At 57.2% G+C, this 26,439-nt stretch carries 25 protein-coding genes and 2 tRNA genes; 8 read left to right on the top strand and 19 right to left on the bottom strand.

Going from position 1 to position 26,439, the window contains the following annotated elements; all coding sequences use genetic code 11:
- Positions 1 to 2: 2 nt before the first annotated feature.
- The 10 genes from phoB to recJ all read right to left on the bottom strand — a co-directional run bounded on the left by phoB (position 3) and on the right by recJ (position 9,552).
- Positions 3 to 692 carry a phosphate regulon transcriptional regulator PhoB gene (gene phoB / locus GRI91_RS02595; protein ID WP_160735047.1) on the bottom strand — a complete coding sequence of 230 codons (690 nt, stop codon included), beginning with the start codon at positions 690 to 692 and terminating at the stop codon, positions 3 to 5.
- Positions 693 to 764: 72 nt separating this feature from the next.
- Positions 765 to 1,427 carry a phosphate signaling complex protein PhoU gene (gene phoU, locus GRI91_RS02590; RefSeq protein ID WP_202385409.1) on the bottom strand — a complete coding sequence of 221 codons (663 nt, stop codon included), beginning with the start codon at positions 1,425 to 1,427 and terminating at the stop codon, positions 765 to 767.
- Complete coding sequence (gene pstB, locus GRI91_RS02585; RefSeq protein ID WP_160735347.1) at positions 1,427 to 2,173, bottom strand: phosphate ABC transporter ATP-binding protein PstB; 747 nt, start codon at positions 2,171 to 2,173, stop codon at positions 1,427 to 1,429. The genes phoU and pstB overlap by 1 nt, the downstream gene beginning before the upstream one ends.
- Positions 2,174 to 2,202: 29 nt before the next feature.
- A complete protein-coding gene (gene pstA, locus GRI91_RS02580) occupies positions 2,203 to 3,456 on the bottom strand; it encodes a phosphate ABC transporter permease PstA (RefSeq protein WP_160735348.1) in 1,254 nt (417 codons plus the stop codon).
- Positions 3,449 to 4,834, bottom strand: coding sequence for a phosphate ABC transporter permease subunit PstC (pstC, locus tag GRI91_RS02575; protein WP_160735045.1), 1,386 nt, complete (start codon positions 4,832 to 4,834; stop codon positions 3,449 to 3,451). The genes pstA and pstC overlap by 8 nt, the downstream gene beginning before the upstream one ends.
- A 15-nt stretch (positions 4,835 to 4,849) precedes the next feature.
- Positions 4,850 to 5,896 (bottom strand): substrate-binding domain-containing protein, encoded by a 1,047-nt coding sequence (locus GRI91_RS02570; RefSeq protein WP_202385408.1) that lies wholly within the window; start codon positions 5,894 to 5,896, stop codon positions 4,850 to 4,852.
- 91 nt (positions 5,897 to 5,987) lie between these two features.
- On the bottom strand, positions 5,988 to 7,169 hold the full coding sequence (locus GRI91_RS02565) for an ATP-binding protein (RefSeq protein WP_160735043.1): 1,182 nt from the start codon (positions 7,167 to 7,169) through the stop codon (positions 5,988 to 5,990).
- Positions 7,170 to 7,516: 347 nt separating this feature from the next.
- Positions 7,517 to 7,591, bottom strand: a tRNA-Glu gene (locus GRI91_RS02560).
- 38 nt (positions 7,592 to 7,629) lie between these two features.
- A tRNA-Glu gene (locus tag GRI91_RS02555) sits at positions 7,630 to 7,705 on the bottom strand.
- Between the two features lie 68 nt (positions 7,706 to 7,773).
- On the bottom strand, positions 7,774 to 9,552 hold the full coding sequence (recJ, locus tag GRI91_RS02550) for a single-stranded-DNA-specific exonuclease RecJ (protein ID WP_160735042.1): 1,779 nt from the start codon (positions 9,550 to 9,552) through the stop codon (positions 7,774 to 7,776).
- Positions 9,553 to 9,816: 264 nt separating this feature from the next.
- On the opposite strand from recJ, the gene GRI91_RS02545 reads away from it, so the two are divergent.
- Both GRI91_RS02545 and GRI91_RS02540 read left to right on the top strand, forming a co-directional pair.
- Positions 9,817 to 10,632, top strand: a complete 816-nt coding sequence (locus tag GRI91_RS02545) for a hypothetical protein (RefSeq protein WP_160735041.1) — start codon at positions 9,817 to 9,819, stop codon at positions 10,630 to 10,632.
- Positions 10,622 to 11,218: an AHH domain-containing protein gene (locus GRI91_RS02540; protein ID WP_160735040.1), complete on the top strand. Its 597-nt coding sequence runs from the start codon at positions 10,622 to 10,624 to the stop codon at positions 11,216 to 11,218. Before GRI91_RS02545 ends, GRI91_RS02540 begins: the two co-directional genes overlap by 11 nt.
- On the opposite strand, the gene leuA is transcribed toward GRI91_RS02540, so the two are convergent.
- From leuA to miaA, 7 genes are all read right to left on the bottom strand, one after another.
- Positions 11,202 to 12,884, bottom strand: a complete 1,683-nt coding sequence (gene leuA / locus GRI91_RS02535) for a 2-isopropylmalate synthase (protein ID WP_160735039.1) — start codon at positions 12,882 to 12,884, stop codon at positions 11,202 to 11,204. The two genes, GRI91_RS02540 and leuA, sit on opposite strands and share 17 nt — an antisense overlap.
- A gap of 202 nt (positions 12,885 to 13,086) precedes the next feature.
- Positions 13,087 to 13,437 carry an I78 family peptidase inhibitor gene (locus tag GRI91_RS02530; RefSeq protein ID WP_160735038.1) on the bottom strand — a complete coding sequence of 117 codons (351 nt, stop codon included), beginning with the start codon at positions 13,435 to 13,437 and terminating at the stop codon, positions 13,087 to 13,089.
- Between the two features lie 109 nt (positions 13,438 to 13,546).
- Positions 13,547 to 14,194 (bottom strand): YceI family protein, encoded by a 648-nt coding sequence (locus GRI91_RS02525; RefSeq protein WP_160735037.1) that lies wholly within the window; start codon positions 14,192 to 14,194, stop codon positions 13,547 to 13,549.
- Between the two features lie 123 nt (positions 14,195 to 14,317).
- Positions 14,318 to 15,358, bottom strand: a complete 1,041-nt coding sequence (gene ilvC, locus GRI91_RS02520; protein ID WP_337190310.1) for a ketol-acid reductoisomerase — start codon at positions 15,356 to 15,358, stop codon at positions 14,318 to 14,320.
- Positions 15,359 to 15,449: 91 nt separating this feature from the next.
- Positions 15,450 to 15,965, bottom strand: coding sequence for an acetolactate synthase small subunit (gene ilvN, locus GRI91_RS02515; protein WP_160735035.1), 516 nt, complete (start codon positions 15,963 to 15,965; stop codon positions 15,450 to 15,452).
- A gap of 32 nt (positions 15,966 to 15,997) precedes the next feature.
- Positions 15,998 to 17,740: a biosynthetic-type acetolactate synthase large subunit gene (gene ilvB, locus GRI91_RS02510; protein ID WP_160735034.1), complete on the bottom strand. Its 1,743-nt coding sequence runs from the start codon at positions 17,738 to 17,740 to the stop codon at positions 15,998 to 16,000.
- Positions 17,741 to 17,879: 139 nt separating this feature from the next.
- Positions 17,880 to 18,854 (bottom strand): tRNA (adenosine(37)-N6)-dimethylallyltransferase MiaA, encoded by a 975-nt coding sequence (miaA, locus tag GRI91_RS02505; RefSeq protein WP_160735033.1) that lies wholly within the window; start codon positions 18,852 to 18,854, stop codon positions 17,880 to 17,882.
- On the opposite strand from miaA, the gene serB reads away from it, so the two are divergent.
- Positions 18,847 to 19,731, top strand: a complete 885-nt coding sequence (gene serB, locus GRI91_RS02500; RefSeq protein WP_160735032.1) for a phosphoserine phosphatase SerB — start codon at positions 18,847 to 18,849, stop codon at positions 19,729 to 19,731. The two genes, miaA and serB, sit on opposite strands and share 8 nt — an antisense overlap.
- A 64-nt stretch (positions 19,732 to 19,795) precedes the next feature.
- Here the strand turns inward: serB and purL are convergent, their stop codons facing one another.
- A complete protein-coding gene (gene purL, locus GRI91_RS02495) occupies positions 19,796 to 22,009 on the bottom strand; it encodes a phosphoribosylformylglycinamidine synthase subunit PurL (protein WP_160735031.1) in 2,214 nt (737 codons plus the stop codon).
- Between the two features lie 123 nt (positions 22,010 to 22,132).
- Between purL and GRI91_RS02490 the strand changes: the two genes are divergently transcribed.
- From GRI91_RS02490 to queA, 5 genes are all read left to right on the top strand, one after another.
- Positions 22,133 to 22,381, top strand: a complete 249-nt coding sequence (locus GRI91_RS02490; protein ID WP_160735030.1) for an exodeoxyribonuclease VII small subunit — start codon at positions 22,133 to 22,135, stop codon at positions 22,379 to 22,381.
- 5 nt (positions 22,382 to 22,386) lie between these two features.
- Positions 22,387 to 23,292 carry a polyprenyl synthetase family protein gene (locus tag GRI91_RS02485; protein WP_160735346.1) on the top strand — a complete coding sequence of 302 codons (906 nt, stop codon included), beginning with the start codon at positions 22,387 to 22,389 and terminating at the stop codon, positions 23,290 to 23,292.
- Between the two features lie 4 nt (positions 23,293 to 23,296).
- Positions 23,297 to 23,818, top strand: coding sequence for a pantetheine-phosphate adenylyltransferase (gene coaD, locus GRI91_RS02480; protein WP_160735029.1), 522 nt, complete (start codon positions 23,297 to 23,299; stop codon positions 23,816 to 23,818).
- An 88-nt stretch (positions 23,819 to 23,906) separates the two neighbouring features.
- Positions 23,907 to 24,581 carry a peptidylprolyl isomerase gene (locus tag GRI91_RS02475; RefSeq protein ID WP_202385407.1) on the top strand — a complete coding sequence of 225 codons (675 nt, stop codon included), beginning with the start codon at positions 23,907 to 23,909 and terminating at the stop codon, positions 24,579 to 24,581.
- A 38-nt stretch (positions 24,582 to 24,619) separates the two neighbouring features.
- On the top strand, positions 24,620 to 25,651 hold the full coding sequence (gene queA, locus GRI91_RS02470; RefSeq protein ID WP_160735028.1) for a tRNA preQ1(34) S-adenosylmethionine ribosyltransferase-isomerase QueA: 1,032 nt from the start codon (positions 24,620 to 24,622) through the stop codon (positions 25,649 to 25,651).
- Between the two features lie 15 nt (positions 25,652 to 25,666).
- On the opposite strand, the gene GRI91_RS02465 is transcribed toward queA, so the two are convergent.
- Complete coding sequence (locus GRI91_RS02465) at positions 25,667 to 26,431, bottom strand: TSUP family transporter (protein WP_160735027.1); 765 nt, start codon at positions 26,429 to 26,431, stop codon at positions 25,667 to 25,669.
- Positions 26,432 to 26,439: the final 8 nt, after the last annotated feature.

Genomic DNA, 26,439 nt, shown 5'->3' with positions numbered 1-26,439 from the left:
GGTTAGACGGGTTCCATCGCATAACCGGCTGAACGAACGGTGCGGATGGGATCGGTCGTGTTCACGATAGTGATCGCCTTGCGCAGCCGGCGGATATGCACATCCACGGTGCGCTCTTCGATCTCACTGCCCGTACCCCAGACAGCGTCGAGCAATTGCCCGCGGGAGAAGACCCGGCGGGGATGTTCCATGAAGAATTTCAGCAGACGGTATTCTGTCGGTCCGATTTGCAGCTGCTGTCCGCGGCGCTCCACGCGGTGGGCGACAGGATCGAGCTTCAAATCACCGACTTCCAGACTTTCCCCCGCCAGAGCCGGGCGAACCCGGCGCAGCACTGCTGAGACACGCGCGAGTAATTCGCGGGGAGAAAAGGGTTTGGTGATATAATCGTCAGCGCCGGTATCCAGTCCGCGAACCCGATCATCCTCCGCCTCGCGGGCGGTTAGCATGATGATCGGAACAGCCGCTGTCGCCTTGTCACGCCGCAGGCGGCGGCAGACTTCCAGGCCGCTCGTCCCCTCGATCATCCAGTCAAGGATGACGAGGTCCGGCGTATCTTCCGATGCCAGCACCAGAGCTTCATCGCCATCCGACGTTGTACGAACATTATAGCCTTCGCTCTCGAACCGATATTCCAGCAGTTCGGCCAAGGCCTGATCATCTTCAACCAGCAGTAATTTGGGCGCAGACACCGTTGAATTCCTTTCGTGTGACTGCCTAACCACAAAATTGTTACCGGAATACGACAAGTCGTAGCATGGCGATCACCGATCGGGCGGATAAGAGCCTGTTGCTGCGAAATGGACCATTTCCGCCACATTCGTTGCATGGTCGCCGATCCGCTCAATATTGCGGGCGACAAAGAGCAGCTGTGCCGCTGTGCTGATTGTGGCCGGATTTTCGACCATGTAGCTCACCAGATTGCGGAAAATGCTGTTGTAAAACGCATCGACGCGTTCATCGCGTTCAATCACTTCACGCGCCAGAACCGGATCACGGGCTGCGTAAGCGGTGAGGACGTCATGAACCATTTCGCTCGCCAATTCGCCCATCGCAGGCAGCAGGGTAAGCGGTTCAAAATTGGTGCGCCCGCCAACCTGCCCAGTGCGGCGGGCAATATTCTTGGAATAGTCGCCAATCCGCTCAACCACACCGGCGATTTTCAGCGCCGCAATGATTTCCCGAAGGTCATCAGCCATGGGCGCACGCAAGGCGATTACGCGCACGGCCAGCGTATCGACTTCGCTTTCCAGCGCGTCGAGCTTCTTGTCGCGGGCGATGACTTCCTTGGCCAGGTCTTCGTCACCATTGACCAGAGCCTGCAGGGATTCGCTGATCGCAACTTCAGCAAGACCACCCATTTCCGCAATCAGACCGCGCAGGCGCGTGATGTCTTCATCGAATGCTTTGACCGTATGTTCAGCCATCAACCGTACCTGCCTGTAATATAATCCTTGGTCCGTTCCTCACGGGGATTGGTGAAAATGTCCGATGTATCTCCATATTCCACCATTTTTCCCAGATGGAAAAAGGCGGTGCGTTGGGAGACGCGGGCAGCCTGCTGCATTGAATGGGTCACGATGACGATTGCATATCGTCCGCGCAATTCATCAATCAGCTCCTCGATCTTGGCCGTCGCGATCGGATCAAGCGCGGAGCAGGGTTCGTCCATCAGGATAACTTCCGGATCAACGGCAATAGCCCGTGCGATGCAAAGACGTTGCTGCTGACCACCGGACAAAGCTGTCCCTGAATCCGACAGCCGATCTTTCACTTCTTCCCACAAGCCCGCGCGGCGCAGACTTTTCTCGACGATAGCATCGAGTTCCGCCTTGCCTTCAGCCAAGCCATGAATGCGCGGACCGTAAGCGATGTTTTCATAGATCGATTTGGGGAAGGGGTTGGGCTTTTGAAAGACCATGCCCACCCGTGCGCGCAGCTGGACCACATCCATGCCGGAGCGATAGATGTCTTCGTCTTCCAGCTCGATCAGACCTTCGACGCGGGCGCTGGAGATCGTATCGTTCATGCGGTTAAGCGTGCGCAGGAAAGTCGATTTTCCGCAGCCCGAGGGGCCGATGAAAGCGGTGACATATTCGGTGTGAATATCGATTGAAACCGCATCGATCGCTTTCTTATCACCATAGAAAACGGAAACGTCGCGGGCACGCATCTTGGCGTCTGTCTGTGCGGTCTGTTCTGTCACCACTTTTTCTCGAAACGGTTGCGCAGGTAGATGGCGAGGCCATTCATAACCAGCAGGAATACTAGAAGTACGATAATAGCGGCAGAAGTACGTTCGACAAAGCCGCGATCAATTTCATCCGACCACAGGAAGATCTGCACCGGGAGGACCGTGGAAGGTGATGTGAAGCCATCCGGCGGCGTCGCCACGAAAGCACGCATGCCGATCATCAGCAAAGGCGCGGTTTCCCCAAGCGCACGGGCCATACCGATGATGGTACCGGTCAGGATACCGGGCAGAGCGAGGGGCAGGACATGATGAAACACGACCTGAACCGGGCTGGCACCAACGGCCAGAGCACCATCGCGGATTGACGGGGGAACGGCCTTGATTGCATTACGGCCTGAAATCACGATCACCGGCATGGTCATCAAGGCGAGCGTCAAACCGCCGATCAGCGGGGCAGAGCGATAATGCGGGAACAGACCGAGGAACACGGCGAGACCCAATAGGCCGAAAATGATCGACGGGACGGCGGCCAGATTGTTGATCGAAACCTCGATCAGATCGGTCCAGCGATTTTTGGGCGCATATTCTTCAAGATAGAGCGCGGCTAGCACACCAATCGGAAAGGCCAGGGCGAGGGTTACGATCATTGTCAGGATCGAACCCTTTAGGGCACCCCATATGCCAACCATTTGCGGGTTGGTGGCATCAGCGCGGCTCAAAAATCCGAGGTCGAGGTGATTGGCGAGTTTGCCTTCAGCTGCAAGACGCTGCGCAAGTGGCTGCAACTCGACCTGTCCATCACTGGAATAGGCCGAGGCCAGCGATTTGCTGGTCGGAAGGTTCAGCGTTACGCTGCGTTCCAGCAGGCCGGGATTGACAATGATATCGTCGGCGGCGACGCGCCAGGCATCACTGCTTATCTCAGCCGCGCCATCTTTCCCCAGCGCCTTCTCGGCATTGGCTTCGATAATATCCGGCAATCCCTGACGCTCCAGTGATTGGATTTTATCGCCACGGCGCGAGAGTGAAGGGTCCAGAGCAAGCGGGGTATCGCTGAAATCGACAGGCACGGCCAATTCTGCGCGCTGGAATCCGCCAACGCCGTTCACAGTCATGGTGACAAGCAGAACCGCCAGCACCGTAATGGAAAACAAGATGGCCCCGAGACCGGCAAGTTTGAAACGTCGCTCGGCGGCGTAGCGCTTCTTCAGCCGCGCTTCAAAAGCCGCTGTGCGGGTGGGAGGGAGATGGCCGTCAGTCATAAGCTTCACGGAACCGCTTGACGACACGCAGGGCAAAGAAGTTGAGCGCCAGCGTGACGAGGAAAAGAACAAAGCCAAGCGCAAAAGCGCTGAGCGTCGCGGGATGATCGAAGCTGCCTTCGCCTGTGAGCATGGCAACGATCTGGAAGGTGACTGTAGTCATCGCTTCCAGCGGGTTGGCCGTCAGATTGGCGGCAGCACCGGCGGCCATGACCACAATCATGGTTTCACCGATTGCCCGGCTGATCGCCAGCATGACACCGGCAACGATGCCGGGCAGGGCGGCCGGGATAAGCACGCGGCGGATTGTTTCTGAATGGGTCGCGCCCATGGCGAGAGAGCCATCACGCATGCTTTGCGGAACGGCGGCAATCGAATCATCGGCCATCGAGGAGACGAAGGGAATGATCATCACACCCATCACCAAACCGGCAGCCAGAGCGCTTTCGCTCGACGCGTTGGATATGCCGACGGAGATCGCCAGATCGCGGATGAAGGGCGCCACGGTCAGCGCGGCGAAATAGCCATAGACCACGGTTGGCACGCCAGCGAGAATTTCGAGCAATGGCTTCAGCCATTTGCGCCAGCGCGGGTTGGCATATTGCGTCAGATAGATCGCGCTCATCATACCCAACGGGATCGCCACGATCATGGCGATAATCGCGCCGATGAAGATCGTGCCCCAGAACAGAGGCAGCGCGCCATACCGCGTGGGGTCGGGGTTTTGTGCGCTGCTCATCGGGTCCGGTCCCCAATGGGTGCCGAACAGGAAGTCGAGCGGATTGACCATCCCGAAGAAACGAATGGTTTCAAACACCAGACTGACAAATATGCCCAGCGTGGTCAGAATGGCCACCAGCGAGGCGAGCAGCAATGCGGCCATGACCACGCGTTCAACGCGGGTCCGAGCCCTGAAATCGGGCTTAACCCGCATGAAGGCCCAGGCACCGCCCAGAAATCCGATAATCAGAGTGGCCGCAATCCCGATCGCGTTATAGCGGTTGAGCGCATCGCGATATGGTTCAATCAAAGCGCGTGCTTCAGGATTGAACACCGCTTGAGCCGCGCCCGACGCCACCGCCCTTGCTTCGGCCAGCATCGTCTGACGCTGCATTCCGAAGGCGGGCAACTTATCGGCTGCAGGGGTGGCAAGGACCGATTGCGTAATCAGTCCCGGTGAAATGATCGTCCAGATTACGACGAAAACCAGCACCGGGACCACGATCCAAAGCGCGACATACCAACCGTAATAGCTCGGTAATGCCGCCAGCCTTTCTTGCGGTGCGGCACGCTTGAAACCCCAGGCACGCGAACGGGCGGCCAGCCAACCGGCTAGACCTAACCCGAGCGCAAGCAGAAGCAGAATGGCTGGCGACATGAAGTGATTAGCGCCTTATTTCAGTTCTTCGACAGTGAGTGAGGGAAACTCACTCGCGGCGGCGGCGTTCTTTGCGGCGACGTCATCGGGGTTTGCCACCAGACCAATCTTGGCCAGCGGTCCACCCTTGCTCCACGAATTGGCCCACTCAGCAACGAATTCGCGAAGGCCGGGAATAGCATCAAGATGGGCGTCCTTCACGTAAATGAAGAGCGGGCGCGCGCCGGGATATTCAAAGCTTGAGATATTGGCATAGGTCGGTTCCACACCGTTCATGCGCAGGCCGCGAACCTTATCGGCATTTTCTTCCAGATAGGAATAGCCGAATACGCCAACCGCATTCGGATTGCCTTCAATCTTCTGAACGATCAGATTGTCCTGCTCGCCCTGATCAACATAGGAACCATCGGACCGGACTTCGGTGCAAATCTGGTCATATTCGTCTTCATCGCGGCTCTTTACCGCTTCCATGTCCGGATTGGCTTCACAGCCCTTTTCCAGAATGAGTTCCTTGAGCGCATCGCGCGTGCCGGACGTAGAAGGCGGGCCATAAACCAGAATCGGAAGATCGGGCAGGGAGGAATCGACGTCCGACCAGTTCTTCGCCGTCTGTTCTTCGCCATAAGGCTTGGCAGCGAGTGCGCGATAGACCAGTTCCGGCGTCAAATTCATATCGATGCCGTCCTTTGCCGCAGCGAATGCGATGCCATCGAGACCAATCTGAATTTCGGTCACATTGTCGACGCCATTGGCGATGCATTTTTCCAGTTCACCCGGCTTCATGCGGCGCGAAGCATTCACCATATCAGGCGTGTCTACACCAACACCGCCACAAAACAGCTGCATGCCGCCGCCAGTACCGGTCGATTCGATGATGGGAGAGGTGAAATCGGGATGCGAGCGGGCGAAATTCTCAGCCACAGCTTTTGCAAAAGGATAAACGGTGGAAGAACCAACGGCGCGGATCGAATTGCGCGTAGCCTCACCGCCATTGCTGCCGCAGGCCGAAAGGGCGAGGGCGCCGGTCATTACCGAGAGCGAGAGAAGGGCTTTTATCTTCATGGTGAGGTCTCCTGTCATTTCTATCGCATCTGGGCGATCGTCGAAACGCCAATGTGAAAAATATGTGACACAGTCATGACAACGCGGCGTTCTACTCGGTAATCGTAGGGATCTTGACAATGATGGTGGTCCCCTGACCTTGCTTGCTCGTAATGTCGAGCTTTCCGCGGTGCCTTTCCACGATATGTTTGACAATCGCGAGGCCAAGACCAGTGCCGCCGGCGGCGCGGCTGCGCCCCGGATCGGTGCGATAGAACCGGCGGGTAAGATGCGGAATATGTTCCGGTGCGATGCCTTCTCCCTGATCGGCGACAGTGAGGACGGCCATATCACGTTCATCACGCGATAGCGAAACGGTGACCACACCATCCGCAGAGCCATATTTCAGGCCGTTATCGACCAGATTGCGAACGAGCTGTTCCAATTGCTGACGCTCGCCCCTGATCGGCAAATTGTCGGTGGAGGGCAGGTATTTCAGTCTTTCGGCGCGCCGCGGACCAGCGCCGTCGGTGGCGGCCTGTTTGACCAGCGGCCCGAGCAGTAATTTTTCACTGGGTTGATCGTGTTTTTCTGCCTCCACCCGGGACAGTGACATGAGATCATCGACAAGGTTCTGCAGCCGCCGTGCCTCACGCAGGACCGTGTTATAGAATTTGGCCGCCATCTTAGGGTCGACATCTTCCCCTTCATCGGCGAGCGTCTCGATATAGCCGATGATGGAAGCGAGCGGCGTTCGCAATTCATGACTGGCGTTGGCGACGAAATCTGTATGGGCGCGGCTGATGTCAGCCTCTGCCGTCCGATTGACCAATTCAATCAGCCAATAGCGACCATCGACGGGCTGACGCGTCATTTGCCAGATACTGCGTGGCCCAGCGAGCCCCTTGATCGTCACGCTGCCCCCCTTGTCACGGCCAAGCAGCTCGACTGCCGAAGGATGGCGAAAGGCAACGCGGGCATCCTGTCCGATGACATGGCGGCCCAGCACTTCGCGTGCCGCCGAATTGGCAATGATGATCCGGCTTCCGTCCAGCAGCAGCAAGGGCAGGCCCGAATGTTCAATCAGGCTGCGCATTCCCGTGCGGGTCAGCTTCATACTGTCGATGGGGGCGGGGATCGTCTGAGGTGGTGCGGCGGAAATCCAGAAAGAGCCGATCCATACGGCCACTACGCCCACGGAAAGCCAGAAGCCCGCGCCAGCAACCAGCATGCCCAAACCGGCGGCCAGGGCCAAAAAGATACCGGCCCAAGGTATGTGTCGGCTTTCGCTCATAGCGGGGGCGCCTTTAGCACCCTACGCGATTAGCGCCAGCTTAAAGAGGAGCCAGACCGAATTTGTTTCATTCTGCACGATCATTCCGCACTGGAAACAGCAGAATGGATCGCACCGTCGCGCTGCGTGCAGAGGGCGCGATTTTTAGCGTAGGAATTACCATGAAACCCGTGCGGGGGTGAGGTATTGCAAGGGATAGTGAGAGGGGCTGTTAGCGCGTTATATCGCCGCCCATGATGTGATGATTCAAAAAGATATCACAGGCCAGATTCGGTAAACGAAGCTCTGCCATAAGCTGCGGTTCGGTGCGTGAAAGCACCACTTCGCATTTTTTGAAATATGAGGAGTGGTGACCCCTACGGGAATCGAACCCGTGTTTCAGCCGTGAAAGGGCCGCGTCCTAACCGCTAGACGAAGGGGCCAAGATTTCGAATGTTAATTCTGAAATCTCTACGCACCGTGGTGACCCCTACGGGAATCGAACCCGTGTTTCAGCCGTGAAAGGGCCGCGTCCTAGACCGCTAGACGAAGGGGCCGTCGCGGTGCGAGGCGTGCAATTAGGGGGGGCATCCCGCGCGGTCAACCCCAAATTGTAACACAAGGTTCAATTTGCCCAGGCTGCATCCTCCAGATGCAATTCCGCCTGACGCTGTTTGCCCCAATCATCAATTTTTGCCCGCCCGGCCAGCCACAATTGCCGCCCGGCACTGCCATGCAGAATCGCCTGCCCCATATCCGTTTCCGCAGCGCGAAAGGCGATTGCCTTGAAAGAGCCTCCATCATGACCGCGCGCGATCACCCGCAGATGATCTTTGCCGACAATATCCGCTTTCACCACATAGACCGGGCCGACTGCGATTCTCGGTCCCGGCCAGCCCACGCCAAAGGGCCCGGCGCTATCCAGTGTTTCGACCAAATCCGCGTTCAGCCCGCCCGGCGCCAGCGAGAGATCAAGCGTGAAAGCCATATTTTCGGAAGCTTTTGCAACTGCCGAGGCGAGTCTTTCCTCGAGCCAGTCGGTCAAGGCCGAGAGCTGCGATTCTTCGACTGTCAGTCCGGCCGCCATGGCATGTCCGCCCCCAGCCACCAGCAGTCCGCTGTCCTTCGCGCCAATGATGGCGGCACCCAGATCGACACCGCTGATCGATCGGCCTGATCCCTTGCCTTGTCCCGTTTCCGTGTCGAGCGCGATGACAAGTGTAGGCTTTCCTGTCTTTTCCTTGATTCGCCCGGCGACGATTCCGATAACGCCCGGATGCCAGCCATGGCCGGCGACAACCTGAACCGCGCGGTTGTGTTGACCCGAAAGCTGGCTTTCGGCTTCCTCCTGCACGGCCGCCTCAATGGCGCGCCGGTCTTCATTCAGCTCAGAGAGCTGGGCTGCGATTTGCCGCGCTTCCTCCGGGTCGTTGGTGGTCAGCAGGCGCACGCCCAGAGTGGATTCGCCGACACGGCCGCCGGCATTTATGCGTGGGCCGAGGGCAAAGCCGCAATCAGAACAGGTTGGTGCGCGTGTCAGTCTGCTGGCATCGATCAGCGCGGACAGGCCGATATTGGCGCGCTTGCTCATGACTTTTAGGCCTTGTGCAACAAAGGCACGGTTCAGGCCCTTGATTGCAGCGACATCTGCGACTGTGCCCAGCGCCACCAGATCAAGGAGTGAGAGCAGGTCGGGCTCTTTCTTGTCAGCAAAGAACCCCTCAGACCGTAAATAACGTACCACCGCGACTGCGAGCACGAAGGCGACGCCCACGGCTGCCATGTGTCCATGTTCCGCGCCCTGATCACTTTCATCGAGCCGGTTGGGGTTAACGAGTGCCAATGCTTGCGGAAGTTCGGCTGAGCATTTGTGGTGGTCCACCACAATCACCTCCACGCCCGCCTGATGCGCCTGGGCCAGTGCGTCATAGGCCATGGCGCCGCAATCTACAGTCACCACCAGACTGGACCCTTGCTGGCCCAGTCTCACCAGCGCTTCGCCGCTGGGTCCGTATCCTTCCAGCAGGCGGTCGGGGATGTAATAATCCGCCTCGTGGCCGAGCATGCGATACAGCCTGATGAGCAGGGCGGCGCTGGTGGCGCCATCCACATCATAATCACCATAGATTGTGACGTGCTCACGCTTCAGAATGCTGTCGCCGATGCGTTTCGCAGCATTATCCATGTCGCGGAAACATGATGGGTCAGGCAGGAAGCTGCGCAGGCTGGGGCTTCGATGCCGTGCGAGGTCAGACTCATCGACACCGCGCGACAGGAGCAGCTGCGTGACGATATCCTCCTCCAGCCCGATTGTGCCGGAAAACTCCATATTGCCGCCGCGCCATTGCCAGCGCCGGCCGGACAGAGATTTTTCTACACCCAATATCGAAGAAGAAGACTGCATAGTCTGCGCTTAGACCAGCTTCTCGCGGAGCGAAAGGCAACGAGCGGTTTTTCAGAGAGTCTGTGGAATTTGGCAGGATAAAGCGCCAGATCACGCTATGAATCGCCGCCTCGATAACCCTGCGATGAGCCGAATTAACCTCGAATTCGTGATCCCAAAAAGATTGCGCGCTAACGTCTCATCTTCGTGTTTTATTATCACTACTGTTTGCAAAACGGGGGGTGATGGCTCTAAAAGAAGCTGAGACTTGGAGCCAGAACTGTAATGACACTCGCCCGCGGACATTCAGGAAGTCTGGCTGTATCCCTGTTGTTCGATCGCGATAATCGTCCGCATTTTTCCGATCTGCAGCGACTTTCCCAAAATGCCGGCGGTTTTGCCGTGACCGAGCGAGCAGAGAATGCTGGTGGAGAAATCAGCTATTCCAGCGCGCATGAATGGCCAACATCCGAATCGGCAGAACTGCTGATGAATGGGCTGACCTTCGATATCATCGGAATAGCACCGGGGGAATCAGACAAGGCGCCAGAGTATCAATACCGTTTCGGCTTTGACGAGGAGATATATCCTGCGGGCTATAAGTCGATCACTTTGATGCCGAGCCCGCATCTGCAAAGTTCGATTGCTATGCCGCCTGTCGTGCGCGGACTGGCGGGGCTCGCGGCCAAATTAACCTGGCTCAAAGATGTCCGGGCGGTCGCCTGGCACGGCGCACGCAGTTTGATTGAAGCACAGTTTTATCGCAAGGCTGTTACCGTCTGGCTATCGGGAGGACCGTTCCCGGCGGCCGGCCTGACCGCTTTTGCGACCATGCCTGATGGTGGCTTTCAAACGCAGGGCCTGGCTCTATTGATCGGGCAGGAGCTTCGCTTAGAGCCAGAGCTGGTGCAAAACTACCCTGATGCAAGCCAGAAAATCGCTTTGCGTCTCATCCATTGGGTTATCGAGAATGGGCCGATTACGGCGAAATCCTTTGCCAGCCTCGCTGATATGCCGCGCTTATTCCTGATACCTTCAAACAATGGTTTCTTCGTCCGCGTGGCCGCGGAAGGTTACCCCGGCGGGGGCCATGCAGGATAGGGATGACGTATGCCGAAGCGTCCTGCATTTTCGACATGTAAATATTCCCGGTAATCCCGATTATAATCCCGCACTTCAGAAACATCATATTCTGCCCTGCGCTGTGATGGTCGATGGCGTTTTCGGCCCATTTCTGGAGAGCATTGGATTTAATCGCCGCGCTTTTTCGGATTTCAGAAAAAACGGCATATTGCTGCCCTGCCTGGAGCAGGGCGCTTGGCAATTGGGACTACCCCTGCATCGCGGTCCTCACCCCAATTACAATACTCTGGTGTGTGAACGCCTGAGCATGGTTGAAGCAAGTTGGGCGAAAGAGCGCCGGAGCAATCTTGCTGCTGCGCGCATCCATGCGCTGTATCGGATCGACCTCATTCAGCGGGCTTTGCGGCGTTTGCTGCTCAGCCGCCGCATGCGCAATAGCCTCAATCGCAAGGATCCGAATTACACATCTGCACCAGTCTCCAGTCCGCCAATTATCGAACTGGATATGTTTGCCGACCATATGTGGGCAGAAATGGAAGGCGAACTTGCCGCGCAACTATCCGGCAAGCCCGCCATTCCCAATCTATTCAGGCCAACCGGATGAGCCCGTTGGCAGCGCTCAGAATGGCTCTCACACTGGAGGTGGCGACGTCTTCATCGATGCCGACGCCCCAGATTGTGCGACCATCGGGCGTCACGCATTCGAGATATGTGACCGCACGGGCATCGGCGCCGCCGCCAATGGCGTGTTCGGTATAATCCGTCACTTCAAGCGAAACGCCGAAATTGTCGTGCAGCGTGGACAAGACGGAGGACACAAGACCCTTGCCCCGGCCGCTGATGCGCTGTTCGACACCGTCGACTTTCACGATACCCGTGAAGATCCGGGTGCCATCGGAGGCGCGGCCTTCTTCGTAATCAATCAGGCAAAAACGCCGGTTGTCGCCTTCGATTGCATAGCTGTCGCGGAACACATCCCAGATATCATCGGCATTCAATTCACGGCTCAGTTGATCGGCCTTGTTCTGAACATAGCGCGAAAAATCTGCCTGCAGCTTCTTGGGCAATTTCAGGCCCTGATTCTGCTCCAGTACCCAGGCGAAGCCGCCTTTGCCGCTTTGCGAATTAACGCGGATCACCGCTTCGTAATTGCGCCCCAGATCGGCGGGGTCGATTGGCAGATAGGGCACGCGCCACAATTCGTCATTGCGCTCTTCCTGAGCGGCGAAGCCTTTCTTGATCGCATCCTGATGGCTGCCCGAAAAGGCCGTGAAAACCAGTTCGCCGCCATAGGGGTGCCGCTGATGAACGGGGATCTGGTTACAATATTCGACCGTTTCGATAATCTTGTCGATATCGGAAAAGTCGAGGCCGGGATCGATCCCTTGCGTGTACATATTGAGCGCCACAGTCACGAGGCAGCAATTGCCAGTCCGTTCCCCATTGCCGAACAGGCAGCCTTCGACGCGGTCAGCACCGGCCATCAGGCCCAGCTCAGCCGCCGCGACGCCGGTTCCGCGGTCATTATGGGTATGCAGGGAAATTACCGCACTTTCCCGGTTGGGCAGATTGCGGCAGAAATATTCGATCTGATCCGCATAGATATTCGGCGTTGCTGCTTCGACCGTGGCGGGCAGGTTCAGGATCACCGGATTTTCTGGCGTGGGCTGAAGAACATCCATCACTTCTTCGCAAACCTCGATCGAGAAATCGATTTCCGCGGTTGAGAAGGTTTCCGGTGAATATTCAAACTGCCAGTGCGTACCGGGATTGGCCGCCGCCTGATCGCGCAGGATTTTTGCGCCCTTGCTGGCGATCTGCTTCACTTCTTCCCGGCTCATCTTGAAGACGATTTCGCGCCATGCCGGGGAAACGGCATTGTAGAGATGAACGATCGCCGCGTGAATGCCGGTCAGGCTTTCGAAACTGCGTGTGATCAGATCCTCGCGTGACTGGGTCAGCACCTGAACCGTCACATCTTCAGGGATCTCGTTCTGATCGACCAGACCGCGAATGAAATCGAATTCGGTTTTGCCGGCACTCGGAAAACCTACCTCGATTTCCTTTACGCCTACTTGCAGCAGCAGATCGAAAAACCGCTTCTTCTTTACCGCATCCATCGGGTCGATGATCGATTGATTGCCATCGCGCAAATCGGTCGACAGCCAACGGGGAGGCTGAGTGATGACCTTTGACGGCCATTGACGATCCGGCAGATCGATTTGCGGGAAGGGGCGGTATTTACGGGAGGGATTTTTGAGCATCGACATGATGAGATGGCCTTATCGCATGAGAGCGGCACGGCAAGGGGCCGTGAAACAATTTCGACTGATTTTGAAGGAGCCCTTAGGCAGCGTGCCTACGTCACATGCGCAGGCAAAAAAACACGCCTAAGGGCGCGTAAGTCGAAGCAGCGATAGGAGTTCGCGGTGCGTCATGACGGGCTGCATATGGCAATTGCCCCGGTCTTGTCTACCCGCAAGTCACGCGGGTTATAGTGTTCCCTGCATTCAGATGCACATTAAGCCGGTCCGGCCGAAGATCATCCGTTGTCGCCATTCCGGGGCCAACCCAGCGGATATTGAGCAGCGGCGCCACCGCTTTCATCAGTCTGGCGCGGGTGTCGCTATTGGCCAGCTGACCGACAAACCGTTCGGCGCGGGCCAGATTGCAGGCATTCGGCCCAGCCAGTTCCTGATCACCTTCCAACTCGACTGGGCCATAATCCGGGTAGGGCGCGCTTTGCGCGATCTCTGAATCAACATGGGCGGCATCGTCCTGACCGCCAACAGGCTGGGTCTCGCCGCATGCCGCCAATGCCATGGCAGAAAAAAGGCATGCGCCAGCCAGATGCCGGCGCATGCCCGTAATGTTCAAACTTTTATTTGATACTTCCATATCTGACAAACCGTTGGACTTGTCAGGCAGTTCCTCATTGCTTTTCGAAAGCGGCCGAGATGTCGAGAATAACCTGATCCGAAACAAAGGGCAGGGCGAAATCAAGGCCGTAATCGGAACGATTGATCTGCGCGCGTCCTTCAAAACCGATGGTTTCTGCCTTGTTCATCGGATTCGTCCCCACACCGGTGAATTCCGCTGCGATCAGGACCGGATGGGTCATACCATTCATGGTAAGATTGCCGGTGATCATGGCCGTTGTCGGGCCGGTGACTTCGACATTGGTCGATGTGAAGCGAGCGGCAGTGGGATTGGGACCGAAAAAGTCTGGTTCTGCACCATCCTTGCCTGCGCGCAGCAAGTGATCCTTAAGCTCGTCTGCCGCAACGGCAACGGACGTGATCGGGATGGTTACATCCACTTTGGCGGAGGAAGGATTGGTCGGATCGAGCATCAAAGTGCCTTCGCTGGCCCCGAAGACACCGAAATAGTCATTAAAGCCGAAATGGTTGAGGCGAAAGCCAATGATCGTATGCGCAGGATCGGCCTTATAGGTGCCGGCAGCAACTTCGCTGACATCCATCTGGCCGGGAACAGGCGGGGCTTCCTGCGCCTGCAGAGCGGTGAGCGATAAAGTTGCAGCACTTGCAGTTGCCACTAGGGCAAGAGAGAGTTTACGCATCGAAGAGCCTCCTGTTTTGCATATATGCGAAACACGCCCGAAAATGAGCGCTATTCACTGGACACAACGAAAAAGGGCGGCGGATGATCCGCCGCCCTTCAAAATTTTTCTGATCACCGTGGATCAGTTCTTGTCCTTGTCCACCAGCTTGTTGGCGGTGATCCAGGGCATCATAGCGCGCAGCTGGGCACCGGTCTTTTCGATCGGATGCTCTTCCTGACGTTTGCGTGATGCCTTCATTTCCGGATTGCCGATGGCATTGTCGAGCATGAAGCGCTGAACGAAACGGCCAGCCTGAATATCTTCCAGAACGCGCTTCATTTCGGCTTTGGTTTCATCGGTGATGACACGCGGACCGGTGTGATAATCGCCATATTCGGCAGTGTTCGAGATCGAATAACGCATGTTGGCGATACCGCCTTCATACAGCAGATCAACGATCAGCTTGGTTTCATGCAGACATTCGAAATAAGCCATTTCGGGAGCATAACCGGCTTCCACCAGCGTTTCGAAACCGGCCATGATCAAGTGGGTAATGCCGCCGCAAAGTACGGCCTGCTCACCGAACAGGTCGGTTTCGCATTCTTCCTTGAAATTGGTTTCGATGATGCCACTGCGACCGCCGCCAACGCCGCTGGCATAGGCCAGAGCCACGTCATGCGCGTTGCCGCTCTTGTCCTGATGAACGGCGATCAGGCAGGGCACGCCGCCGCCCTTCACATATTCGCCGCGAACCGTGTGACCCGGGCCCTTGGGCGCGATCATGATGACATCGATATCGTCGCTCGGCTCGATCAGGCCAAAATGAACATTCAGGCCATGCGCAAAGGCAAGCGCTGCGCCGGGCTTCATCTTGCCCTTGATGTCATTTGCCCAGATGGCGGCCTGATATTCATCAGGTGCCAGAATCATCAGAATGTCAGCCCATGCGGCCGCGTCTGAATTGCTCATCACCTTGAAGCCGGCTTCTTCAGCCTTCTTGGCCGATGCCGAGCCCGGACGCAGCGCGATCGCTACGTTCTTCACGCCGCTGTCGCGCAGGTTCTGCGCATGGGCGTGGCCCTGGCTGCCATAACCAATGACGGCAACATTCTTGTCCGTGATCAGGTTGAGATCGCAATCGGCGTCGTAATAGACTTTCATGTTCCTCGCTTCTTTCCGAATGTCCCGGATCGTGCCGGGAACGCTATATTTGCGCGGCGCCGCCCGTGACCCAGAAACGGTGCAGGCCGGAGCGTCGCGCGACGAATGATGATTAGATGGAATCTGCTCCGCGCAGCATTCCGACGATGCCGGTGCGACCGACCTCGGCCAGCCCCAGATCACGCATCAGCGCAATGAAGCTGTCGACCTTTTCCGGCGATCCGGTAATTTCAAACACGAAACTGCCGGTGGTGCTGTCCACCACATTGGCGCGGAAAACATCGGCCAGGCGCAAAGCCTCGACCCGATTTTCTCCTTTGCCGGCGACTTTCACCAGCGCCAGTTCCCGTTCAACATGCGGACCTTCATCGGTCAGATCCACGACGCGGTGAACCGGCACCAGCCGTTCCAGCTGGGCCATGATCTGGTCAATCACCGGCGGCGGGCCGTGGGTGACGATGGTGATACGGCTCATCGCATGGTCTTCGCTGATGTCGGCCACGGTCAGGCTGTCGATATTATAGCCGCGCGCAGTGAACAGGCCGGCAATCTTGGCAAGAATACCTGCTTCATTGTCGACCATGAGCGCCAATGCGTGACGTTCTGATTCGCGATGGTGGATCTTCATCCTATTTCCCCAATTAGAGCGCAGACCGGTGTTCACACGAGTGCCTTGGCTTCGTCTTCCATGGTCCCGGCATGGCTATCGCCATACAGCAGCATTTCGGTATGCGCCGCGCCGCTTGGAATCATGGGGAAGCAATTCGCATCCTTGGACACCAGGCAGTCGACGATCACCGGGCCATCATGCGCCAGCATCGCCTCGATCCCCGCATCCAGTTCGGAATGATCATGAATGCGGATGCCTTTCCAGCCATAGGCTTCGGCCAGCTTCACGAAATCAGGCAGGCTGTCGGAATAGGAATTTGAATAGCGGCTTTCATAGGTCAGTTCCTGCCATTGGCGGACCATCCCCATATATTCATTGTTGAGGATGAAAACCTTCACCGGAAGGCGGAATTGCGACGCGGTGCCCAATTCCTGAATATTCATCTGGATCGATGCTTCGCCCGCAATATCGATTACCAGGCTGTCTGGATTACCCAGCTGAGCACCGATAGCGGCAGGCAGTCCATAGCCCATCGTGCCAAGGCCGCCCGAGGTCAGCCAGCGATTGGGATCATCAAAACCGTAATATTGTGCAGCCCACATCTGATGCTGGCCGACTTCGGTGGTAATGATCGGATCGCGGTGAGCGGTGAAATGATGCAGCCGCTGAATGGCATATTGCGGCATGATCACGTCGGTGGTCTGCGGATATGCCAGACTGTCGCGCGCTTTCCAGCCTGAAATGCGCGCTTTCCATTCGGTCAGATCACCGCATTGCGTGTCACCAAGCGCAGCAACAAGTTGCTCCAGCACACTGGCGCAATCGCCGACAACGCCCAGATCAACCGGGACGATCTTATTGATCGAACTGCGATCAATATCGATGTGGATCTTCTTGGAATTGGGGGCGAAAGCATCAAGCCGGCCGGTGACGCGATCATCAAAACGCGCGCCGACATTGATGATCAGATCCGCCTGATTCATCGCCATATTGGCTTCGAACGTGCCATGCATGCCCAGCATGCCCAGCCAGTCAGGATGGCTCGCCGGAAAGGCGCCAAGACCCATGAGCGTGGAGGTTACCGGAGCGCCGGTAATTTCCTGCAACTGGCGCAGGAATGTCGTCGCCTGCGGGCCGGAATTGATGATCCCGCCGCCGGTATAGAACACGGGTGCTTTGGCCGCCGCGATCATCTCGGCTGCTTCGGCGATTTCTTCCGGCGGTGCCACGATGCGCGGATCGTAGCGCTTGGTCCGCGGCGGAGAAACATCGGGCATGATCGCGGTGGCGACCTGAACATTTTTCGGAATGTCGATCACGACCGGGCCGGGGCGACCCGTGGTGGCGATCTCAAACGCTTCCTCGATCACTGCGGCGAGATTTTCCGGGTCTTTGACCAGATAATTATGCTTGGTGCAGTGCCGCGTCAGGCCAACCGTGTCGGCTTCCTGAAAGGCGTCACTGCCGATCAGATTGGTTGCGACCTGGCCGGTGATGACAACCATCGGAATGGAATCCAGAAACGCGTCGGCAATGCCGGTAATCGCATTGGTGGCGCCGGGGCCGGATGTAACCAGTACGACGCCGGGCTTGCCGGTGGAGCGGGCATAACCTTCAGCGGCGTGCGCCGCGCCGGCTTCATGCCGTACGAGGATATGACGAACGCGTGGGTCATTGAATAGCTCGTCATAGATCGGAAGTACGGCTCCGCCGGGATAACCGAAAACATGTTCGACACCCTGCCTTGCCAGGCTTTCGATCAATATCGCAGCACCGCTGCGTTCCTCGCTCACGTTAGATTCCTTTCCTTTGAATCAATCTCGGTCTTCTAAAAAACGGACCCGACACGATTACTCGTGCCGGGTCACTCCTCTCCAACTCGTGTCAGGGCAAGCCCAAAACTTGGATCAGAGTGCTAGAAGAACATATATATCATGTCAACCCCAATCTCAATAACAATGTTTCAAATTCAAGTCCATTGGGGTAATTATTATCCTCCGTCCTTTTCCAATCGGCCGGAGGTTGCCGCCGAAACCACGTATATTGGCGTTTGGCGTAGTTTCTGGTCGCTTGTTGTGCGGCTGAGAGCGACTCTTCAAAATCAAGCTCCTGACGAAGAAATCGAGCAATTTCCTGTACGCCAATGGCCCGCATAACAGGCAGGGCAGGGGACAGATTGCGGTCCAGCAACCTTTCCACTTCGGCTATCGCACCATTTTCCATCATCGCTGTTAAACGCATGTTGCAGCGGGAATAGAGCCACTCACGCTCCGGCAGGAGTATGAGTGGAAACAGCGCAACATGATCGCCAATCCCGCCTGTCCGATGTTGCTGCCAATAAAGGAGCGGATGCCCGGTGGAGCGAACCACTTCCAATGCCCGTTTGACGCGTGTGGCATCCGCCGGATTGAGGAACTCGGCACGTTCTGGATCCTCGCGTTCAAGGGCCTGATAGGCGTCCTCCACCCGCATGGCGCGTATGTCATCGCGGATGGTGTCGTCTATGGGAGGGATCGGAGCGATTCCGTCCAGAAGAGTGCGTATATAAAGCCCGGTGCCCCCCACCAGAATGGGCAGGATACCGGCGCTATGGGCTGCGGAAATTTCGGCGCGGGCCGCTTTCGCCCAATCTGCGGCGGAGCAGGCCACGGCGCCGTCCCATTCCCCGAACAATTTATGCGGTATGCTGGCCATTTCCGTTTCATCTGGCCGCGCGCTCAAGATCAGCAGATCCTGATACACTTGGGCGCTGTCGGCATTGATGATGACGGCTTCCTGTCCGCGTGCGGCCAGTTGCTGCGCCAGCGCGACTGCATAATGGCTCTTGCCGCTGGCCGTTGGCCCTGCGATGAGCGCGACCTCATTTGTCACGCCCTTTCCCGATTGAGGAGATAAAGCTTTGCTCATTGCGCGGCTGATAGCAGATTCAAACACATTGGCAGCAAATCTCGACGCCGCGACTGTCGCGCTCGATAAAGAGGGGATAGCGGTCGCCTCTGCACAAATGCTCGATTTCTGCGGCGATGTGCTGCAAATCATGCTCCCGCATGGCGAAGAGGCGCAGGTCAAAGCGCTGCTGGATAGTCATTTCTCCCCGTCAAATATGGTTCTGGCCACGCGTGATTTTCGCGTCCCGGACTTGTTCGTGTCCGACATGGATTCGACGATGATCGGCCAGGAATGCATCGATGAACTGGCCGATTTTGCGGGTTTGAAAGAGCGGATTGCGGATATTACCGAGCGGGCCATGCAGGGTGAGCTCGATTTTGAAAGCGCGCTGCGCGAACGAGTCAGCTTGCTCGAAGGTCTGGCAGAAAGCGCCATCGATCAATGTCTGGCGGAGCGGATCGAGCCGATGTCCGGCGCGGCTACTCTGGTGGCGACATTGAAGGCAAAAGGCTGCCGGACTGTACTGGTGACCGGCGGATTCCACCATTTTGCCGATCGCGTGGCGGATCAGCTCGGTTTCGAACGCGTTGTTGGCAATCGTCTGGCGGTGCATGATGGCAAGCTGACAGGGCAGCTGGACGGTCCGATCACCGACAGTTCGGTGAAGGAAAAGGTCCTGCGCGAGGAATTGAGTTTACTGGGTGATGGCGCAGTCAGCCTGGCGACGGGTGACGGCGCAAATGACATCCCCATGCTGCGCGCAGCAACCTATGGCATCGCCTATAAAGCCAAGCCCAAGGCGCGCGAAGCGGCCAATGGCTGGATCGATCGCGGTGATCTGACCGACATTCTTAAATTGCTGGAAATTCCCGAGAAGGAATGGGTAACTGCCTGATAATAAAAGGCCGGGTGAGAACCCGGCCTTATTTGTAACGTTTTCTACTGGCTTGGCTCAAGCCTTAGCCAGCCATCCAGTCCGCAAAAAACCGTTCATGTGCAGAACGCAGCGCGTCGATACTGGTGCGGCTTTCTGTGTCCTTGCTGCGGAACGTCAGCGTGTCGCCGCCAGTCTGTCCCAGAGCCACTGCTGCCAGACCTGCACTTTCCGCCTGTGCGATGATGTCGGCCGGATCGTTCGTCGTCACCACATAGCGCGCCTGATCTTCGCCGAAGAAGAAAGCTGCTTCTGATTCGCGCCCTTCCGGCATCGCGATCTCGGCACCGATATTGCCAGCCAGCGCCATCTCACCCAGCGTCACGGCCAGGCCACCATCCGCGCAATCATGCACTGCAGTGAATTTGCCCTGCTTGATCATGGCGCGAACAAATTCGCCGGCTTTACGCTCAAGATCCAGCCCGACCGGGGGAGGGGGACCATCCTCAAGACCATGCAATTCGCGGAGATAGAGCGACTGGCCAAGGTGGCCGCTTTCGCCGCCGATCAGAATGATCGATTCGCCGTCCTGCTTGAAGGCAATCGTTGCCATCAATGTGTGGTCTTCCATCAACCCGACGCCGCCGATGGCGGGGGTCGGCAAAATGGCGCTACCGCCACCTGTTGCCTTGGATTCGTTGTAGAGCGACACATTGCCCGACACGATCGGGAAATCGAGTGCGCGGCACGCATCGCCCATACCTTCAAGGCATCCGACGAACTGGCCCATGATTTCTGGCCGTTCCGGATTGGCGAAATTGAGGCAGTTGGTCACAGCCAAGGGCAATGCGCCCACTGCACTGATGTTGCGATAAGCCTCGGCAATGGCTTGTTTGCCGCCTTCGACAGGGTCTGCATAGCAATAGCGCGGCGTGCAATCCGTGCTCATTGCCAGTGCTTTCTTTGTACCGTGCACGCGCACGACCGCCGCGTCACCGCCTGATTTCTGCAATGTATCGGCGCCGACCTGGCTATCATATTGCTCCCAGATCCACCTGCGTGAGGCCAGGCTCGCGCTGGCCATCAACCGGGTCAGATCGCCTGCGACATCGCTGCTCTCCGGAACGTAGGTCAGCGGAGCTGCGGGCGGCGTCGGCCGGTGCGGGCGGTCATATTCCGGCGCATCATCGGCAAGCGGCGCCAGCGGGATGTCACACACGGTGGCGCCATCAAATGTCAGCTCCATCCGGCCAGTATCGGTGACTTCACCAATAATCGCGAAGTCCAGCTCCCATTTGCGGAATATTTCCGCTGCCATCTCTTCCTTACCCGGTTTGAGCACCATGAGCATCCGCTCCTGGCTTTCGGACAGCATCATTTCATAGGGCGTCATGCCTTCTTCGCGGCAGGGCACCTGATTCATGTCGAGCCGGATGCCGACTTCACCCTTGGAGGCCATTTCGACACTGGAAGAGGTCAAGCCCGCAGCCCCCATATCCTGAATCGCAACGATGGCATCGGTGGCCATCAGTTCCAGACAGGCTTCGATCAGCAACTTCTCCGTAAAGGGATCGCCAACCTGAACGGTCGGGCGCTTCTCATCCGATTTATCGTCAAAATCGGCACTGGCCATCGTCGCACCATGGATGCCATCGCGCCCGGTCTTGGAGCCCACATAGACAATCGGATTACCCGTGCCGGTTGCGGCACTGTAGAAAATCTTGTCCTGATCGGCCACGCCAACTGTCATCGCATTGACGAGGATATTGCCGTCATAGGCTTTGTCGAAATTGGTTTCGCCGCCAACTGTCGGCACGCCGACACAATTCCCGTAGCCTCCGATCCCGGAGACGACGCCCTGAACCAGATGCTTCATCTTGGGGTGATCAGGGCGGCCAAAGCGCAGCGCATTCAGATTGGCTACCGGACGCGCGCCCATGGTGAACACGTCGCGCAAGATTCCGCCCACACCAGTCGCTGCCCCCTGATAGGGTTCAATGTACGATGGGTGGTTGTGGCTTTCCATCTTGAAGATGGCTGCCTGACCATCTCCAATATCGATCACGCCGGCATTCTCACCCGGGCCGCAAATGACCCAGGGGGCTTCGGTTGGCAGCTTCTTGAGATGGAGGCGAGAGCTCTTGTAGGAACAATGCTCTGACCACATGACGGAGAAGATGCCCAGCTCCACCAGATTGGGCTCGCGCCCCAGAGCATTGAGGACACGATCATATTCGGCCGTGCTGAGGCCGTGTGTGGCTATGATCTCGGGTGTGATTTCGGGTGTGATCTCTGACATGACAGCGCCCTTAGCGTCGTGACCGCACGAGCGCTAGTCACCAACGCAGCCCTTATACATGTCCCGAGAACATTTTTCAGCTGTGCTTGACCGCTGCGCGTAGTGCCGCCAATGGTTTTCGGCATGGGAGATACTACGGTCGATATTTCGCAATTGAGCTTCGAAGACGCCTTGCGCGCGCTTGAAGACGTGGTGCGCCGACTCGAAGGTGGCGAAGTGCCACTGGATGAATCAATCAATCTGTATGAACGCGGTGAAAAACTTCGCCAGCACTGTCAGGCCAGGCTGGATGCGGCCCAGTCGCGGATCGAAAAGATCGTGGCAGGGCCTGATGGCGAAGCCAAATCCACTGAAACGTTCGGGAGTGAATGACAGCAATGGCGTTGGTGCTTGCCGATACGATGCTTTCGCGTGGATTGCAGGCGATACAGCGTGAAATAGACAATGCTTTCGATGTGTTGCTGCCCGTGCCCGAGGATGGGCGTAAAAAACTGATCCAGGCCATCCGGCATGCGACCATTGGCGGCGGAAAGCGGATTCGTCCGCTGCTGCTGATTACCGTGGCGGAGCTTTACGGCGTCGGACGCAGCTCCGCTGTGCGTGCGGGCTGCGCGATAGAGGCGATCCACAGCTATTCTTTGATTCACGACGATCTGCCCTGCATGGATGATGATGATCTGCGGCACGGCAAGCCCACTGTTCATAAGCTGTATGACGAAGCGACCGCCGTTCTGGCCGGAGACGCCTTGCATGCGATGGCTTTTGAATTGCTGGCATCCGAATCCACCAGCGGTGACCCATTCGTACGCTCTGAACTCGTGATGTGCCTGTCATCGGCCAGCGGCCACAATGGTATGGCTGGCGGGCAGATGATGGATATGGAGTCGGAAAATGAAACCTTCGATCTCCACACCATTACCCGGCTCCAGCAGCTCAAAACGGGCGCTCTGCTCGGCGCCGCGGTCGAAATGGGCGCGATTTTGGGACATGCTCCGGCCGAGGCCCGCGCTCAGCTGAAAAATTACGCCAGAGATATCGGGCTTGCCTTCCAGATCGTTGACGATTTGCTCGATCATGAAGGCGATGCCGAGAAAGCGGGCAAGGCGCTGCGTAAGGATGCCGATCAGGGTAAGCAGACTTTTGTCTCGTTACTCGGTCCTGAGCGAGCCAGAGAGCAGGCTCAGGCACTGAGTGATCAGGCCATCGGTCACTTGTCGGCCTACGGTTCAGAAGCGGAAATGCTGCGCGCGGTTGCTCGATTCGTCGTTGAGCGGGATTGCTGAGGCGATGGACGAGGGCACTCCACGGATCGGCATTTATCCCGGTACGTTCGACCCGGTAACGCTGGGACATGCGGATATCATTCGCCGCGGCGCCAAGCTGGTTGATCGCCTGATAATCGGTGTGACAACCAATCCTTCGAAAAACCCGATGTTCACCCCGGAAGAACGCATGGACATGGTGCGGGCTGAGGTTGACCGGCTCGGCATCGCCAATGTCGAGGTGAAGGGCTTCAATGCCCTGCTGATGAAATTTGCCGAACGGGAACGCGCCAACGTTATTGTTCGCGGGCTTCGGGCCGTAGCCGATTTTGAATATGAATATCAGATGGCTGGCATGAACCAGCAGATCAATGACGGCATAGAGACCGTTTTTCTGATGGCGGATGTCAGCCTGCAACCCATTGCATCGCGGCTCGTCAAGGAAATCGCGCTGTTCGGAGGGGACGTAGCGCCTTTCGTCAGCGCCGAGATACGCGATGAGATTCAGGCCCGGGTAAAGCAGATCGGACAGCAGGGCGATTATTGATTTCGCATCCCGTTCCCGTTCATTGCACCGTCAGAGGCCGCGGGCTAAGTCGTAGCCCGACTATAACCAAAAGGTTCTTCGAATTATCATGTTGAAACGCCTGATCGCCTTTTTCATAGCCGCTATTATGGCTGCTGTGCCGATGGTTTCCTTCGCCCAGAGCGAGGATGCGCCGCAGGAAAAGCCCAATTACCGCGTTGCTGTCGATTTCGATATCACGAAGGATCGCGACAATATTCTCTTGCTCGATCTGTCCAATGGGTCGCGCGTGGCGATCCGTCTGATGCCGGATTGGGCGCCCAATCATGTTGAACGGATCAAGACGCTTGCCCGTCAGGGTTTTTATGACGGGGTGATTTTTCACCGCGTGATCGATGGTTTCATGGCGCAGACGGGTGATCCGACCGGCACCGGGCAGGGTGGTTCCGAGCTGCCTGATCTGAAGGCTGAATTTAACCCGATGCCTCATGTTCGCGGCACCGTTTCGATGGCCCGCGCTTCCGGTGAAGACAGCGCCAACAGCCAGTTTTTCATCGTGTTCTATCCGCGGCTTTCACTCGATCGCAAATATACGAATTTCGGCCGCGTCATCGCTGGCATGGACGGCGTTGATGCAATTGCCCGCGGCGAACCGCCTGAAAATCCGACCCGCATTCTGCAGGCCTCCATTGCTTCGGATAATGTACCGCAGAAAATGCCTGCGCCGCGCGCGCCAGCTTCTGACATCACGGCTGACATGCTGAGCAATTCAACCAGCAAGTAATCTTCCTAAATCAGATCGGCACGTCTAAGGCTACGCCCATGCGTGTCGATCTGTTTGATTTTCATCTCCCGCAAGAGCGGATTGCTCTTCGCCCTGCGCGCCCGCGCGATGCTGCCAGAATGCTGGTGGTCCGGGGGAATTCCGCTTTTGCTGATCACCATGCGCGCGATTTGCCGCAATTGCTGAAGGCGGGCGATGTTCTGGTGTTTAACAACACCAAAGTCATTCCGGCGCAATTGGAAGGGTATCGCGGGCAGGCCCGGATCGGTGCGACGCTGCATAAGCGGCTCGGCCCGCGCAGCTGGCAAGCTTTTATCAAGAACGGCAAGCGGCTGAGCGCCGATGATGTCATCACCTTCGGCGGTGATGTCAGCGCCATTGCGCAGCAGCGTCATGATGATGGCAGCTGGACATTGCATTTCAACGGTGATGAGCCGGTCGAAATCCTGCTTGAACGGGCCGGCCGCATGCCTTTGCCGCCCTATATTGCGGCCAAGCGCGGCACCGATGCGCAGGATCGCGAGGATTATCAGACGATGTTTGCGCGTGAAGAAGGCGCCGTTGCGGCGCCGACAGCGGCGCTGCATTTTACACCGGATCTTCTAGCTGCACTTGAAGAAGCGGGCATCGGGCATGAAACACTCACGCTGCATGTTGGCGCCGGGACATTTCTACCAGTGAAGGCTGACAACACTCAGGATCACGCGATGCATTCTGAATTCGGCCGTATTGATTCGGAAACAGCCGCCCGGCTTAACGCCGTGCGCGAGGCTGGCGGCCGCATCATTGCCGTGGGAACAACGGTTTTACGGCTGCTTGAAAGTGCTGCGGATCAGGATGGCAAGATACAGCCTTTCGCTGATGACACCGCCATATTCATAACCCCCGGATACACATTCCGCGCGATTGACGGTCTGATGACCAATTTCCACTTGCCCAAATCGACTCTGTTCATGCTCGTCAGTGCGCTGATGGGGCTTGAACGAATGCAGGCAGCCTATGCCTATGCAATTGAGAACGAATATAGATTTTACAGCTACGGCGATGCATCACTGCTCCTGCCCGACTGAGAATTCCCGTTTCGTTCAAGCGGCGAAATAGTCCCAGAGGAGCTTGGCCGTCAGCGCCAGACTGACGACGATCAGGGCTGGGCGGATCAGTTTCGCACCGAAACGGATCGCCGTATGAGAACCGATGTAATTGCCCGTCATCGCACCTGCAGCCATGGCCAGACCGAGCGCCCAATAGGTCTTGCCCGAAAGACCCCAGACCAGCACGGCGGCGACATTGCTCGAAAAATTGAGCAGTTTGGAAAGTGCTGTCGCTCGGGTGAGGCCCAATCCGCGCAGAGCAACCCCGGCCGCGATCAGAAACGAACCGGCTCCCGGACCGAAAAAGCCGTCATACAATCCAATCGCCCCGGTAGGCCCGGCAAAAGCCTTCGCTGACATCCTTTCATGACTGTCCGAATCGTCCATGCGCGGTGAAAAAACGATATAGGCAGCCACGCCAATCAGCAGGATCGGGATGATGAGGCTGAGGGTTTCGGCGGATAGTTGCTGAATACTCAGCACGCCGATGACCGCGCCCAAAAAGACCGTCACAACGGCGAGCCAATGCGCTTTCCAGTCGATCAGTCCGGCACGAAGAAAATTCCGGCATGACATGCCGATGCCGAATAAGGACTGCAATTTATTGGTCGCCAAAGCGTTCGCCGGGGGAATTCCCGCGGCGAGCAAGGATGGCATCATAATCAGTCCGCCGCCTCCGGCCACGGCATCCACAAATCCAGTCAGCACCGACAGAGCTGTCAGGCTGACGAAAAGCCATAATTCGATTTCCAGCTTCATTCCCCCAT

The sequence above is a fragment of the Altericroceibacterium endophyticum genome, assembly GCF_009827595.1.
Taxonomy (GTDB): Bacteria; Pseudomonadota; Alphaproteobacteria; order Sphingomonadales; family Sphingomonadaceae; genus Altericroceibacterium; species Altericroceibacterium endophyticum.
The sequence above is the reverse complement of the archived record's forward strand: the minus strand, read 5'-3'. Positions and strand labels throughout refer to the sequence as shown.